Raw genomic sequence first — 16,900 nt, 5'->3', positions numbered from 1 at the left:
CGTTGATCGTCACCCTGAATTTATTTCAGGGTCTATTTTGCAAAGATGCTGAACTAAATTCAGCATGACGATAGGTCGCTTCAAGATCGAATAAATTAAAGCTGTTAAATCAGAAAATAATATTCAGAAATAATTAACATTAATAATAATGAAATTAACACCCATAAAACTACTTGCAGCGTTTTCCATAATATTTTTGGCTTCTGCATTTATTAAAACCGATAAACCCGCCCTGCACACCATTGGCGATTCTACCGTTCGCAATTCCAATAAAGAAACCTGGGGCTGGGGAACGCCGATCGCTTCACTGTTCGATACCACAAAAATCCATGTAGAAAATAATGCCATGGCCGGAAGAAGCACGCGTACTTTCCTATCAGAGGGCAGATGGGATAAAGTATTGGAAACCTTAAAACCAGGCGATTTTGTTACCATGCAATTCGGGCACAACGATGGAAGTGTTCCTGATACTACAAAAGCGGGCAGAAGGGGTGTATTGAAAGGCACTGGTGAAGAAACCAAAGTATTAACCTGGCCAGATGGAAAGGTAGAAACTGTACACACCTATGGCTGGTATATCCGCAAATTTGTGCGCGAAACCAAAGCGAAAGGAGCTACGCCGATTGTACTGTCGATGATTCCGAGAAATATTTTTAAAGATGGTAAAGTGGAACGTGCCGATAAAGATTTTGGTAAATGGGCTGCTGAAGTTGCCAAACAAGAAGATGCATTTTTTATAGACCTGAATAAAATAACAGCCGATAAATACGATGCTCTGGGCCCTGAAAAGGTGAAACTTTATTTCCCTGGCGACCATACCCATACCAATTTGGAAGGTGCAAAAGTTAATGCGGCATCGGTTGTAGAAGGCATTAAAGCATTAAAAGACTGTAATTTAAAAAAATATCTAAAAGACTAGAAGTCGGAGGTCAGAATTCCGATGTCAGGAGAAACCTCGTAGGTTTTAAAAACCTGCGAGGTTTGAATAAACTAAAATATGTGTAACCACTTAATAACATGAAATCAACTCAATCATACCTACACCTAATTCTCTTAACCACTTTTATTATTTTTTCTTCCTGCATCATTTTAAAACAGCGGGCGAAGCCTACCTTATTCCTGATCGGCGATTCGACCGTTAAAAATGGAAAGGGCAAAGGCGATGGTGCTTTATGGGGCTGGGGGAGTTTTATCGGAGACTTATTTAATACCGAAAAAATCAATATTGAAAACGATGCACTCGGTGGCACCAGCAGTCGTACCTTTCAAACCAATGGCTTATGGGATGCTGTTTTAACAAAGGTAAAAAAAGGAGATTTTGTGATGATGCAATTTGGGCATAACGATAGCAGTCCGCTTGATGATACTGCCCGTGCCCGTGGTACCATAAAAGGTATTGGTACAGAGAGCAAAGAAACTTATAACCCGATTAAGAAACAGAAGGAGGTGGTTTATACCTATGGCTGGTACCTGCGTAAATTTATTAACGATATTAAAGCCAAAGGCGCAACAGCGATTGTATGTTCGTCTATTCCACGAAATCCGGTTAAAGATAATGCGGTTGTTTTAGCTACAGATAGTTATGCTGGATGGGCAGCAGAAGTTGCAAAAGCAGAAAAAGTAGATTTTATTCCATTAAACCAGATTATTAAAGATAAATATGCCGCTTTAAGTGCAACTGAGGTAAAAACATTTTTTACTGAAAAAGACCATACCCATACCAACGAAGCAGGCGCAAAGTTAAATGCTGCTGCTGTTGTAGAAGGCCTTAAAAAATTAAAAAACAATAAGCTGAATAACTATTTAAAATAAACCGGAGCAGGATGCTACAGGATGCTTTCGTGCCAATATTGTTTTATTTTAACAGCCTAACCAAATACCAACGGTATTAAACCGTAAAATTTTATGCAGATACAGGTTAACCAAATTTTTAAAGTGCTGATAGGCATTGCTTTTATATTTTTGAGCATCATACAAACACATGCCCAAAGCATTTCACTTGCAGGCAAATGGCGATTTAAAATTGATGCTAAAGATGAAGGCATAAAAGGAAAATGGTATTCAACTATTCTTCCCGAATCTGTGAATCTGCCAGGCTCAATGGCCGAAAATTTAAAAGGCGATGATATTACCCTTAAAACAAAATGGACCGGAAGCATTTACGATAGTTCGTACTTTTTTCATCCCCGGTTAGAAAAATACCGTAAGCCAGGTAACCTGAAAATACCTTTCTGGCTTACACCTGCCAAACATTACACTGGTGCGGCATGGTACCAAAAAGATATTCAAATTCCGGCAAACTGGAATGGTAAAAGGCTGGTATTATCTTTAGAATATCCCCATTCAGAAACAAAAGTTTGGATAGATGATGTCGAAATCGGAACCCAATATACCTTTGTGGTTGCGCAAAATTTTGAACTTCCGGCAAATTTAAAAGCCGGTAAACATACCATAACTTTGCTAATCGATAACCGCATTAAAGCGATAAATGTTGGGCAGGATTCGCATAGTTTAACTGATCATACACAAGGAAACTGGAATGGTGTGGTGGGTAAAATGGAACTGTTGGCGGGTTCGCCGGTGTATTTTGAAGATCTACAGGTTTATCCGGATTTAAAACACAAAACTGCAAAGGTTAAAATCCATTTAAAGGCAAATGCCAATCAATCTTCTGCAGGGAAAATTATACTATCGGCAGCAAGTTTTAACACTAAAAATATTTTGCAGGTTAAGCCCGTAACAGCCGCTTATCAACTTACAAATGGCGAAGGAAATTTAGAAATTAATTTGCCCATGGGTGATAAAATAGCCACCTGGGATGAATTTGATCCGGCATTGTATCGTTTAACAGCTACTTTACTATCAAAAGATGGCAAAAAAGATCAAAAAAAGGTGCAATTCGGGATGCGTGAGTTTAAAGCTGTAGGCAGAACTTTTGAAATTAACGGTCGGCCGGTTTTTTTACGCGGTACGGTTAACAATTGTGAATTTCCGTTAACAGGTTATCCATCAATGGATGTTGCAGCATGGATACGCATTTTTAAAATTTCGAAAGCCCATGGATTAAACCACATGCGTTTCCATTCTTTTTGCCCACCAGAAGCTGCTTTTATTGCGGCAGATCAGGTTGGTTTTTACCTTCAGCCAGAAGGCCCTAGTTGGGCCAACCACGGTACATCTATCGGGGATGGTAAACCGATCGATCAGTTTATCTACGATGAAACCAACCGCATGACTAAGAGCTATGGCAACTATGCATCTTTTTGTATGATGGCCTACGGAAATGAACCACGTGGCAAACAGGTAGAATACCTCACCAAATTTAACAATTATTGGAAAGCTAAAGATTCGAGGCGATTGTATACTGGGGCATCGGTTGGTGGCAGCTGGCCGGTAATTCCGAACAACGAATATATGGTACGTGCAGGGGCAAGAGGTTTAGATTGGGGCAGGAAACCAGAAAGTATTTCTACTTATGGCAAACAGATTGAACAGTTTACAGTCCCTTTTGTAGCGCATGAGATGGGACAGTATTGTGCATTCCCGAATTTTGATGAAATAAAAAAATACACAGGTGTGTATCGTGCTAAAAACTTTGAGATGTTTCAGGAAGATCTTAAAGACCACGATATGGCCGATCAGGGCCACGATTTTTTAATGGCTTCGGGTAAATTGCAGGCACTTTGTTATAAAAATGAAATCGAGAAAGCATTACGCACACCAAATTATAATGGTTACCAGTTATTGTCGTTAAATGATTATCCAGGTCAGGGAACGGCACTTGTAGGTGTTTTAGATGCCTTTTGGGATGAAAAAGGTTATATTACGGCCAAAGAATTCAAGCGTTTTTCTAACAGTACCGTACCTTTATTAAAAGTTTCGAAATTTGTTTTTACCAATAACGAAACCTTGGAAGCTTCGGTAGAGGTATCACATTTTGGAAAAGCACCGATTGAAAATGCAACACTATCCTGGACATTGAAAGATGCAAACGGAACCAATGTAGCCAATGGTAATTTGCCTGCAATTAGGTTAGCCATTACAAACTGCATTGCCATCGGCAGCATTAAAGTGCCTTTAAATAACATTACAAAAGCAACTAAACTGAAACTGGAGGTCGCCATTGATGGAACTGAGTTTGCCAACGATTGGAACTTTTGGGTTTATCCCGTACAACTGCCTGAGGTTAAAAGCAATGTATATTATTGTACCAGTTTAGATGAAAAAGCCCAGGCGGTTTTGGCCGATGGAGGAAATGTTTTTCTTAATGCAGCTGGCAAAGTAGTAAAAGGAAAAGAAGTGGTGCAAACTTTTTTGCCAGTTTTTTGGAATACCTCGTGGTTTAAAATGCGCCCGCCACATACTTTAGGCATTTTATGCGATCCAAAACATGCAGCATTTAACAACTTCCCGACTGATTTCCATAGCGATATGCAGTGGTGGGAAATTGTAAACAAATCGCAGGTAATGAACCTCGAAGATTTTCCTTCAGGATTTAAGCCCATTATTCAGCCAATAGACACCTGGTTTTTAAACCGCCGTTTGGCAATGGTTTTCGAAGCAAAAGTGGGCAAGGGGAAGTTGGTGGTTTCGAGTAGCAACCTCTCTCCTGAACTAAAAGATGCTCCTGCGGCTCAACAACTTTACTTTAGTTTGCTGCAATACATGAATTCTGCACAATTTAACCCAAAATACGAGGTGGCCTTTAATACCATCAAAGATATCTTCGAAAGTCCGTCGAAAATTCAGTTCGATACCTTTACAAAAGATAGTCCGGATGAGTTAAAACCTAAATCCAATTAATTAAAAAGCGAAATACCATGAAGAAATTTTTATTCACCTCCGCGATAATTTTCAGTATATCTGTTCAGTTGCTTTTTGCGCAGAAAATTCCAAATAAAAAGGAGGTTTTAAAAGTACTAAAACTTACGAATGCTTATTTCATGAACAAGTGGCCTGATGCCGGGAAATCAATTATTACCAATAGAGAACGGCCAAGCAACATCTGGACGAGGGCTGTGTATTACGAAGGGTTGATGAATCTTTATAAAATCCATCCCGAAAAAGAATTTTACGATTATGCCGTTCAATGGGGCCAAAAACATAATTGGGGCTTAAGAAATGGCATTGCCACCAAAAATGCCGACGACCAGGCCTGTGGACAAACTTACATCGACCTATACCTGATTGATAAACAACCAGAACGCATTAAAGACATTAAAGCTTCGATCGATTTGGTAATAAAATCGGGCCGGGTAAACGATTGGACCTGGATTGATGCCATCCAAATGGGTATGCCTGTTTTTGCTAAACTTGGTAAATTATACAACGATACTACCTATTACAATTACATGTACAAAATGTATATGCATTCTAAAAATACCGAAGGTGGTGGTTTGTATAATGCGAAAGATGGCTTGTGGTGGCGCGATAAAGATTTTGTGCCTCCTTATAAAGAACCAAATGGCGAAGATTGTTATTGGGCCAGGGGAAATGGATGGGTTGTGGCCGCATTGGTACGTGTGCTCGAAATTATCCCTGAAAATGAGGCCCACCGGAGCGAATATTTAAAAACCTACAATGAAATGATTAAAGCCTTGGTGCCCGTACAACGCGCTGATGGTTTTTGGAACGTAAGTTTACACGATTCTACTCATTTTGGTGGTAAAGAAACATCAGGCACAGCTTTATTTGTATATGGCATGGCCTGGGGCGTAAATCAGGGAATTTTAGATAAAGCCACATACCTGCCGATTATTACCAAAGCATGGAATGCCATGACGAAAGATGCCGTCCAAAAAAATGGTTTTATAGGTTTTATGCAAGGAACAGGTAAAGAACCAAAAGATGGGCAGCCGGTAAGTTACACCAGTGTACCCGATTTTGAAGATTATGGTTTGGGTTGTTTTCTATTGGCCGGAACTGAAGTTTATAAGCTTAAGAAATAATGATAATGAATTTCAGAAATTTAGCTGACCTATCGGTATTGATATTGTTGTTTTTGCTGCCCAAACTAAATATGGCGCAAAATGCAGGCATTGCAATTTCTGAAATTAACAAAGTTTCTTCTTTCCCGATTGTGGATGGAGGAAAAGCAGCTCCAATATATATCGATAATAATGATGCTGAAGTTGTAGGTATTGCTGCCGAAGCCTTTAAAGATGATATTCATTTGTTATCTGGTTCAACCAGCCAGATCAATAAAAATAATGCTGTTTTAAGTGCTTATCCCATCATTATTGGTACCGTTGGTCAATCGCGCTATATCGATCAATTGCTTAAATCAGCAAAAATCAATCGCGCTACATTATCCGGCAAATGGGAAACATTTTCCATTTCAGTGATCGAAAATCCTTTAAAGGGAGTAAAAAGGGCTTTGGTTATTGCTGGCAGCGATAGGCGTGGTACCGCTTACGGCGTTTTTCAACTGTCGAGGATGCTTGGCGTATCGCCGTTATGTTGGTGGGCTGATGTTAAACCTGCAACAAAAAAATCGTTATATATTCAGGCAGGTCAGCCTTTGGTAGAGTCGCCATCGGTTAAATACCGGGGCATTTTTATTAATGACGAAGATTGGGGTATCCAACCCTGGGCAGCCAAAATGATGGATACTGATGTTAAAGATATTGGTCCGAAAACGTACACTAAAATCTTCGAACTGCTGCTCAGGTTAAAAGCAAATTACATCTGGCCAGGCATGCACCCTTCAACCAAAGCATTTTATTATTATGCCAATAACCCCGTAATGGCCGATAAATATGCAATTGTTTTAGGATCAAGCCATTGCGAACCGATGCTACGAAATAATGTTTTTGAATGGGCAGAAAATTTTGAACACGAATACGGCAAAAAACCGGGCGAATGGCGTTACGACCTGAATAAAAACGAAATTGCAAATTACTGGACGGACCGCGTAAAACAAGCCAAAAATTACGAATCGGTTTATACTGTGGGCATGCGTGGCATTCATGATGGCAGTATGCCCGGCCCGAAGGATAAAAACGAAAAAGTTAAATTATTGGGAGAGGTAATTGCCGATCAACGAACGATTTTGAGCAAAAATATAACTAAACCCATCAATTTCATCCCACAAATTTTTTGTCCGTACAAAGAAGTACTTTCATTGTATCAGGCCGGTTTAAAACTGCCTGATGATGTAACCATTGTTTGGGCTGATGATAATCACGGTTACATCCGTCAGCTTTCCAACCCCGAGGAGCAAAAACGATCGGGGGGAAGTGGGGTATATTACCATATTTCTTATTGGGGTGCGCCGCAAGATTACCTCTGGCTTTCATCTATTTCTCCATCATTAATTTCGTATGAGTTAAGCAAAGCTTACCAGTATAAGGCAGATCGGCTTTGGGTGATAAATGTTGGCGATATAAAACCTGCAGAAATGGAAACGCAATTTGCGATGGATCTGGCCTGGAATGTTAACCAGTGGAAACCCGAAAAGGCAGATCAATATGCCGAAAGCTGGGCTGCTGAAACTTTCGGTAATGAATTCGCAAAACCCATCGCCGAAATTAAGGAAGTATATTACCGTTTGGCACAAGCTGCTAAGCCCGAACATATGGCCAGTGTAAATTTTACGGATGAACAGGCTGAAGAACGTTTAGCCGCTTACCAAAGAATTTATGATCAGGCTAAAAGCCTAAATGGTAAAATGCCATCCCGATTAAAAGATGCTTTTTTCGAATTGGTTTTGTATCCTGTCGAAGGCGCGATGCTGATGAACCAAAAGATTTTATACGCAAAGAAAAGTTTGGTTTTAGCGGCAAATGGCAATCAATCTGCTTTAACTTATTCGAAAAAATCAAAAGCAGCTCTCGATCAGATTCAGTTGATTACTAAAAAATACAATGAAGAAATTGCCGGTGGCAAATGGAACGGAATAATGAGCTGGAAACCCCGTGATTTAGCCGTTTTTAAAATGCCAAAAGTTGCCGATTCAGTAACTGCGAAACCGTTAGATCATAATATGGAACCTGAAAATAAGATCATTATTCGGGCTGCTTCATTTACAGAAAAATCAGTTCCAAAGGGATTAACCCTGCAAACTTTAAAAGGCCTTGGCTTGGGGGGCAATGGCATTTCGCTTTATCCTTTTACTTTTGCACCTATTAGTGAAACCGCACTACTAAATGCCGCATTTGTTGTTTATAATGTTGATTTTAAAACAAAAGGTTTACACCAAATTGAAGTGAAATGTTTACCCACACAAGGCGTAAATAATGGCATTAAGGTCCGTTATGCTATTTCTGTAGACAATGATAATCCGCAGATCATCAACATTTCTCCGGTTTCAGAAAACAACATCTGGAAACAGAATGTATTGCAAGGTTATGCTTCGGGTATAACCAAACACGAAATTAATAAAACAGGTAAATCGACTGTGAAAATTTATATGCTCGATCCGGGCTTAGTAATTAACCAGTTGGAAATACAATAAATATGATGAAGAAACTTTTAGCTTTTGCCCTTTCCTTAATTTTTATGTTTGCCATTGCCAGGGCACAAAGTATCGGCGATTATAAATCTGGTTTTAAGAAAACAGGTAATACCATTTCATTTTTAACCACAAAAGGAGAGGTGAAATTGGAGTTCTGTACACCAGAAATATTTAGGGTTAGAAGCAGTTGGAACGGTAAATTCGAAGCCAATGAAAACCTGATGGTGATAAATTACAACTGGGCCAATGTAGCTGTTAAAATTTCGGATAAAAAGGATCATTTCTTACTTGCCACGTCAAAATTGGTGCTTAAATTATACAAAAATCCGTTCAGGATTGATGTTTTTGATGCAAAAGGAAAATTATTGAGCAGCGAAACAAATGGGGCATTAGCCAAAGAAAATACAAAAGTAGGGGTAACCAAAAAACTGGAGGCCGATGAGCATTTCTTTGGTTTTGGGGAACGCATGGATTTTATGGACCGCCGATTTAAAAAACTAACCTTAAATGTTGGTCGTGGTAAAGGTTTGCCTCATGCCGTTGGTGCTTATAATATATTAGAGGCCAATTATTGCCCGGTTCCGTTTTTCATGAGCACAAAAGGTTACGGCATTTTCTTCCATAATTCTTTTGCCACCGAATGGGATATGGGGGCTACTAAAAAAGATCAGTACAGTTTTAAAGCTGCTGATGGCGAGTTGGATTACTATTTTATGTACGGACCAACTTTTCCCGCTATTTTAGATCATTATACCAGCATTACAGGCAAATCGCCAATGTTGCCACAGTTTGCCTTAGGGTTACATGTCGGCACATACAGTGGAGGTACCTGGGGTTATGAGGCACAAACATCTGATCATTATGTGGTTGAGCTGGCAAAAAAATATCGGTCATTAGGCATTCCGGTTGATCTGCTTTGGTTAGATTCTACCTGGCGACTTTTTGGAGAAATTGGCGGCAAAGGAGCAACTTCTTTCGAATGGAGAGAAACCTTTAAAGATCCAAAGTCGATGTTCGACAGCATTTATGCCATGAACTATAAAATGGTTGGCTTGCACCTTCGTCCACGTTTTGATAATGCCAAAAAGTTAAACCTGTTAGATCAGGCCCGGGAAAAGGGGTATACCTATCCTGAAAATGGCAAACCAGGCGAATTTGTAAACTTTTTTGATGAGAAAGCAACACAATGGTGGTGGGATAATGGCGTAATGCGTGTGGCAAAATTAGGTGCCAAATTTTTAAAAACTGATGAAGGCAGTGCTTTTGGATCTCTGGCCAACGAAAGTGAAAAAGTTGGTCCTACCGGAAAAGATGCAGAACGTTTACACAATCTTTTCCCGATAGCTTATGCCAAAGCCCCGTTTTTGGAGTTCGAAAAGTTTAATGGTTTTAGAGGATTAAATCAAACCAGAGAAGGTTACTCAGGCATTCAACGTTATCCATATATTTTTGCAGGCGATTGGCCAAGCGAATGGCAATATTTTGCCCCGGTAATTAAAGCCGGATTAAATGTTGGTCTTTCAGGCGTAGGCTCATGGGCGCATTGTATGGGCGGTTTCGAGCATCAGGCCGATCCCGAATTGTATATCCGCTGGGTACAGTTTGGAATGTTCAGCCCGATTGCACTTGTTTTTGGAATGGACCACCCAGGTTATAAAGAGCCCTGGAAATATGGTGAAGATGCCTTGCGGAATTTCAAAAAATACGATTTATTGCGCTACCGTTTATTCCCTTATATGTACACCAGCATGCACCAGCAATACGAAACAGGTTTGCCAATGATGCGGGCTTTGGTGCTCAACCATCAAAACGACGAAAATGTGTACGAAATAGGCGATCAGTACATGTTTGGCGATAATTTAATGGTAGCTCCGGTAACCACTAAAGGAGCCATTACCCGCTCGGTTTATGTGCCTGAAGGTACTTGGTTTAACTATTGGACGAGCCAAAAATATGAAGGTAAAAGTTATCACCATGTGGTAGCACCTTTAGATACCATTCCTTTATTTGTTAAGGCGGGCAGCATTATTCCGATGCAACCAGAAATGGCCTACAGTGGAGAAAAACCTGTTGACGTAATTACCCTGGATGTTTTTCCATATGGAACATCAGAATACAATATGTACGAAGATGATAATTTGAGTGCTGCTTATAAAACGGGAAACTATGCTTTAACAAAAATCACTTCTGCTTTAACAACATCAGGTTTAACGTTAAAAGTGGCAAAACCAACAGGTGTTTTCAAGCCGACTAAGCATAAATATTTAACTAAAATACATTGGACAGGCAAAGCAGATCCAAATGGGGTTTCAGAAAATGGCACTAACTTGAAAAATTTAAAAACACCAGATCGTCTGGATAAAACCGAAGGTTGGTTTTATGATGCAAAAAATAAAATTCTTTGGATCAAATCAGCTGGAGATAACAGTGCTGATTTAAGTTTTGTAGTGAATTAAAGTGGGTGGGCCATGGTGGTACGGAAGATAAATAAGCCTAACTCCTCGGTCTGTGTTCTCACAGACCGAAACAAATGATTTAATAACAAAAAATGTCCGTGCGTTCACTGACCATGGCACACGCAAACAAATAAAATTGAAAAAATGAAAATTGCATTTAAGATGAAACTTAAACCCGGTTTTGAAACAGAATACAAAAAGCGTCACGATGAGATCTGGCCTGAGTTATCCACCTTGTTAAAGGAGAATGGAATCAGCGATTATTCTATCTTTTTAGATGAAGAAACCAATACACTTTTTGCTGTGCAACAACAAAACGGAAGCTCTTCACAAGATCTAGGCAGTACCCAAATTGTACAAAAATGGTGGGCATACATGGCCGATATTATGGAAACCAATGCCGATAATTCTCCAAAAACATTCCCTTTAGAAATGGTATTCCATTTAGATTAAAACTATGCAATTACAACGATTCTGCTCTATTTTGCTGCTAAGTATATTAACTTTTAGTCTGGTTAAAGCACAAAAGCCTGTAAAAAGTACAAGTAGCTGGCCTGTTATCGAAAAGCAAATGAAGCCCTGGACCCGCTGGTGGTGGATGGGAAATGCGGTAGACGAGCAGAATTTGAACCTGGTTTTAAAGAAATATGCAGATGCAGGTCTCGGTGGAGTAGAAATTACACCCATTTACGGTGCAAAGGGTTACGAAAAGCAATATTTACAGTTTTTATCACCAGAATGGATAAATATTTTACATGTTACAGTAAACAAAGCCAATACCCTGGGTTTAGGGGTTGATATGAATACGGGAACAGGCTGGCCGTTTGGCGGTCCGCAGATTAAGCCCGAGCAAGCTGCCACAAAACTCATCACGCAACAATATTCACTCAAAGCTGGCGAAAAGTTAACTGAAGCCATTAAAGTTAAAGAGGCTAAGCAAGATTTTTCGCAGTTAAAAGCATTAACTGCTTATGGAAACAATGGCGAGGTAATCGATCTGCTTGGTAAAGTTCAGTCTGACGGATTTCTAAATTGGTCGCCAGCGAGCGGGAATTGGAATATTTATGCTGCTTTTGCAGGTAAAACCAGGCAAATGGTTAAGCGCGCAGCACCTGGGGGAGAAGGTTTTACTTTAGATCACCTCGATAAAAATGCGGTAAACATTTACCTGAAAAGATTTTCGGATGCTTTTGGTGGCAAACCACAAGGTATCCGCTCGTTTTTTAACGACAGTTATGAAGTGTATGGCGCAACCTGGACGCCAACTTTCTTTCAGGAATTTAAGAAAAACAGGGGCTACGATCTGGCCGCTCACCTTAAAGATTTAACCGGTAAAGATTCTACAGATACAAATATAGCCCGCCTAAAATCTGATTACCGCGAAACCATGGATGAACTCTTACTCCATAATTTTACGCAAAACTGGACCAATTGGGCACATCAGCTAAAATCGGTTACCAAAAACCAGTCGCATGGTTCACCAGGCAACCTGCTTGATCTTTATGGCGCAGTCGATATTCCTGAAACGGAAACATTTGGTTCGAGTTATTTTCCAATCAAAGGCATCAGACGCGATGCAGGAGATGTTCGTAATGTGGATCCAGATCCCATAATGAGTAAATTTGCCTCTTCTGCGGCACATACGGGCGGTAAAAAACTAACTTCTTCCGAAACCTTTACCTGGTTAACCGAGCATTTTAAAACATCCTTTTCACAATGTAAGCCAGAGGCCGAGCAATTGTTCCTCTCAGGCATTAACCATATTTTTTATCATGGCACTACCAACTCGCCCGCAAATGTACCCTGGCCCGGATGGCTGTTTTATGCTTCGGTAGAAATGAACCCGAACAACAGTTTGTGGCCGCAAGCGCAGGGCTTAAACAATTATATCGCCCGTTGTCAATCCATTCTGCAATCAGGAAAACCAGATAATGAAATTCTAATCTACTGGCCGGTTTACGATGTTTGGAATAAGGCTAAAGGTTTGGATATGGCCCTAAAAGTACACGATGTTGATGAGTGGTTACATCCAACTGCATTTTATAAATTATCGAAAGCTTTATCCAAATCAGGTTATTCTTTTGATTTTGCATCCGATAGGTTATTAAAACAATCAACGGTTAGCCAGGCTTTGATCAGTACCAATGCTGCTGCAGCACCCTATCAGGTGTTAATTGTTCCGCAGTGCGAAATGATGAATTTAGAAACACTTAATCAAATTATAAAACTCGCCAATAATGGTGCAAAAGTAATTTTTCAGGCATTACCTAAAGATGTTCCCGGTTTAAATAATCTCGAAGCACGAAGAGCACAGTTTAAAGCAGTTTTGGCTAAATTAATTTTTACAGCAGGAGCTGATGGTATTAAACAGTTTAAAGTTGGTAAAGGAGTGGTTTTATTGGCTGATGATGTGCAAAAGGCATTAAATAGCGTTTCCATTAAAAGAGAAACTTTAACCGATACCGGGCTTGAGTTTATCAGACGAAAAACAACAACAGGCAAGTATTATTACCTGGTAAACCACACAGCGCAAGATATTGATACCGAACTTGCTTTAAATGAGCGTGGACAGGTTTTAATTATGGATCCGCAAAGTTCGAATGTTGGTTTGGCAGCTGCAAGGGATAAAAAAGTTCGGGTACAGCTTAAATCGGGCGAGAGTCTGTTTTTAAAGGTTGATAAAAATCCTACAACCAACACACCTTGGGTTTATTTAAATAAAGCTGCAAATACGATTAACCTTAACCAAGCCTGGAAATTACATTTTACTGAAGGCGGACCTGAACTTCCTGCAAATCAGAATTTAAGCAAGCTGGTAAGCTGGACAACTTTGACCGATCCAAAATTACAGGCTTTTTCTGGTACTGGGGTTTACACTTCGAGTTTTAACCTGAGTTCAAAAGCTGCTAAAGAATATGTTTTAAGCCTGAATGAGGTAGATGAAAGTGCGCGTGTATGGATTAATGGCAAGGAGGTTGGCATTTTATGGAGCATCCCTTTTCAGGCCCGTGTTGGCAAATATTTAAAAGCAGGCCAAAATACCATTAAAATTGAAGTGGTTAATTTAATGGCAAACCGGATCCGTGATATGGATATTAAAAAAATCCAATGGCGTAATTACCACGAAATTAACTTTGTAAATATTAACTATAAAGATTTTGATGCCTCAAAATGGGAGGTAATGCCTTCTGGTTTAATCGGGCCGGTAACCATTACAGCTTTTAATTAAGCCTTCCTGAACCATCATTCCATTATTGATATTAAAGCTTTTGCTTATTCTTCCCTGTGAAAAAACATCATATTATGGTATATATTGCTATTTTGAATAGTTTATACCGCCATTGGAATAGGATTTATGATGATAATATTCGCTAATTAAAAGCTAAAATCATTTAATTATTACTCCTTTTTCGTAAAATTAAGTATGATTAAATCTACTAATAATGAAGTCAAATTATAATTTTAGGAGACGTTAATCGATTTAGGAAGTAATTGAACGCTTGTACGTTATTTATGGCAATATTTTATAAGAAAAAGACAGGATAGTACAGGATGGAAATTTTCTGGCACCTATTTATATTTAAGAAATAATTCTAACCAGATAACCTTTTAACCAAACTTAATTAACGAACGTTAATACAATTCTATGCAATAAAACTCTACGCATTCTTTCCGATCAATTTTTCTCCCTAAACTTCTAATTGATTTAGATTCATAGCCTTTTATTGCCCGTATTTTTTGACTCTCGTTATCCAATAAATTTGCTATGAGTAAAATTTTACCCAAATTTTTAATCGTCGTTTTGACAGTTGTTTTTTTCCTGAGCAGTTGCCGGAAAAAAGAATTCGATGACTTTTATGGCCGTCCAGAAAACCTGGGTGATCCCATCTACCAGCAACTTCAGGCAAAAGGTAATTTTTCCAAATTCCTGGATTGTATCGATAAGGCAGGTTACAAAGAAACACTTAGTTCAGCTGGTTCCTGGACGATTTTTGCACCAACTGATGAAGCCTTCGCTGCTTATTTAAAAGAGAATAACTTAACAGAAGTTAACATAGATCTTGCTTCAAAAATTGTTCGTTACTCAATGGTTTACGATGGCGAAAAGTTGGAGCGTTTAAGCGATTTTTTCTCGGTTAAGGGATTTGTGAAAAACACCGCTTTTAGGAGAAGAACGGTTTATTACGATTTTGTTTACGATGGTAAAGACAATAATGGAAATGCCATTAAAGTAATTGCGGCCAACCGTAACGGCTCTTATCTGGCAACCGATTTTAACAATAAAAATATCAGTTATTTCTTATCACCATACATGGCCTTTAATGGTTTATCTGCGGCTGATTATAACTTTTTTTACCCAAATACTGCTTACAATGGCAACAATATAGGGCCGGCAAGGTTAATTGATGGGCAGCAGAATATTGTTGCAGAAAATGGCGTAATCCATGTAATCGATAAGGTGTTAAGTCCGCCTCAAAGTATCGATCAATATATTAATGAAAAGCCTGATTACAGTGTTTTTAAAGGTCTTTTGGATAAGTTTGTTACTTATTCGTTAAATACCGACATTTCTCACCGCTATGAGGTATTAAGTGGTAAAACAGCCAATGTTTACGCCAAAACTTACAGTACTTTACTGGCTTTTTCGCCAAACAACGAAAATTATTTAAAAGTTGATGCAAATGATGCTCAACAAGGTTCTTATAGCATTTTTGCACCCACAAATGCTGCTGTTAATGCCTATGCACAAACGGTATTATTAAAATACTGGAAGAAAAAAGGCGTAAACAACCTTAACGATTTATATGTATCCGCACCTGATGTTATTAAGGATTTTGTAAACTCACACCTATTTACTACAACGGTTTGGCCAAGCAAATTTGCCACAACACCAAACGCCTTAAATGATTTTACAACCCGTGTAGCAGCTGATGTGGTAGATAAGCAAGCGCTGAGCAATGGCTTTTTATACGGTATTAACAAAGCACAAAATGCAAATGTATTTTCGACAGTTTATGGCAATGTAAACCTGGATCCTGATTACAATGTAATGAAGCAGGCGCTGATTTATTTTGGACTTACTGCTCCTTTAAAAACACCAACATTGCGATATCTGGTGGTAATGATCCCTGATGTAACGCTAAGGAAAATGGGTTTTAATTACGATCCGTTTTTTGCATCTGCCCCGATCAGAGGCGATTTAGTAGCCCTTAAACGAATTCTGCAAACACATATTATTGCCCTTGGCGATAGGGCAGTGCCTAATTTTGCTACAGGCTCAGGAATTTTGGAAGCTTCTAACGGCGAGTATGTAAAATACGCTAGCGGTAAACTGATTTCATCAGGTACACAGGATAGCGTTTCCGTTGCCAAACAAAGTATCCCGATTGATTCCATCAGTACCACACCAGTGAACGGAGCAGCGGTTTATGGAAAAGAAGCACTTACGTATACTGTGCTTAATATTGGTAAACACATCGAAAAATATGGAACCCTAACCACTGATCCTTATTATTACTTTTTTCAACTGTTAAACAACAACATTATATATACCAAGGCAACCGGGGTTATACAAGGTACGGTAGAAGGTGTAAATTATACTGTTTTCATTCCTACCAATGCGGCCATAATGCAGGCGGTAAAAGATGGTGTTTTACCAGGAAATGTAACTACGGGCATACCCACCACTGCGCCTACAGATGGTTCGGATGTTACCAGAGTGAGTAAATTCTTACTATATCATATCATCAATAAAAACACCGTTGTAAGCGATGGACAAAAGATCGGGCAGTTTGAAACCCTGATGAAAAACGATGGTGGCGATGCGGCAAAAATTACCATAGCATTAAATACAACCACTACGCTAATGCTTAGGGATGTAATCGGCAGAACAGCCAATGTGCTTTTGGGGCCAACAGATAGAAGCAATGTTTTATCAAACCGCACAGTAATCCATCAGATCAATAATTACTTAAAATATCAATTCTAA

9 protein-coding genes are annotated in these 16,900 nt (G+C 39.2%); all 9 read left to right on the top strand.

What is annotated here, in order from left to right:
- Positions 1-148 precede the first annotated feature (148 nt).
- A complete protein-coding gene (locus tag ACZZZW_RS20795) occupies positions 149-919 on the top strand; it encodes a rhamnogalacturonan acetylesterase (protein ID WP_055906192.1) in 771 nt (256 codons plus the stop codon).
- A 98-nt stretch (positions 920-1,017) separates the two neighbouring features.
- On the top strand, positions 1,018-1,812 hold the full coding sequence (locus ACZZZW_RS20790) for a rhamnogalacturonan acetylesterase (RefSeq protein WP_055906189.1): 795 nt from the start codon (positions 1,018-1,020) through the stop codon (positions 1,810-1,812).
- 93 nt (positions 1,813-1,905) lie between these two features.
- Positions 1,906-4,803 (top strand): exo-beta-1,4-galactosidase, encoded by a 2,898-nt coding sequence (locus tag ACZZZW_RS20785; protein WP_055906186.1) that lies wholly within the window; start codon positions 1,906-1,908, stop codon positions 4,801-4,803.
- Between the two features lie 17 nt (positions 4,804-4,820).
- Complete coding sequence (locus ACZZZW_RS20780) at positions 4,821-5,948, top strand: glycoside hydrolase family 88/105 protein (protein WP_055906183.1); 1,128 nt, start codon at positions 4,821-4,823, stop codon at positions 5,946-5,948.
- A 5-nt stretch (positions 5,949-5,953) separates the two neighbouring features.
- Entirely contained in the window at positions 5,954-8,455 is a 2,502-nt protein-coding gene (locus ACZZZW_RS20775) for a glycosyl hydrolase 115 family protein (RefSeq protein WP_463496304.1), read from the top strand.
- Positions 8,456-8,457: 2 nt separating this feature from the next.
- Entirely contained in the window at positions 8,458-10,911 is a 2,454-nt protein-coding gene (locus ACZZZW_RS20770; protein WP_055906180.1) for a glycoside hydrolase family 31 protein, read from the top strand.
- Positions 10,912-11,055: 144 nt separating this feature from the next.
- Entirely contained in the window at positions 11,056-11,364 is a 309-nt protein-coding gene (gene rhaM / locus ACZZZW_RS20765; protein WP_055906177.1) for an L-rhamnose mutarotase, read from the top strand.
- A gap of 4 nt (positions 11,365-11,368) precedes the next feature.
- Positions 11,369-14,140 (top strand): glycosyl hydrolase, encoded by a 2,772-nt coding sequence (locus tag ACZZZW_RS20760; protein WP_463496300.1) that lies wholly within the window; start codon positions 11,369-11,371, stop codon positions 14,138-14,140.
- Between the two features lie 537 nt (positions 14,141-14,677).
- Positions 14,678-16,900, top strand: coding sequence for a fasciclin domain-containing protein (locus ACZZZW_RS20755; protein ID WP_463496298.1), 2,223 nt, complete (start codon positions 14,678-14,680; stop codon positions 16,898-16,900).

It is taken from the genome of Pedobacter sp. AC379, assembly GCF_979258145.1.
The sequence above is the reverse complement of the archived record's forward strand: the minus strand, read 5'-3'. Positions and strand labels throughout refer to the sequence as shown.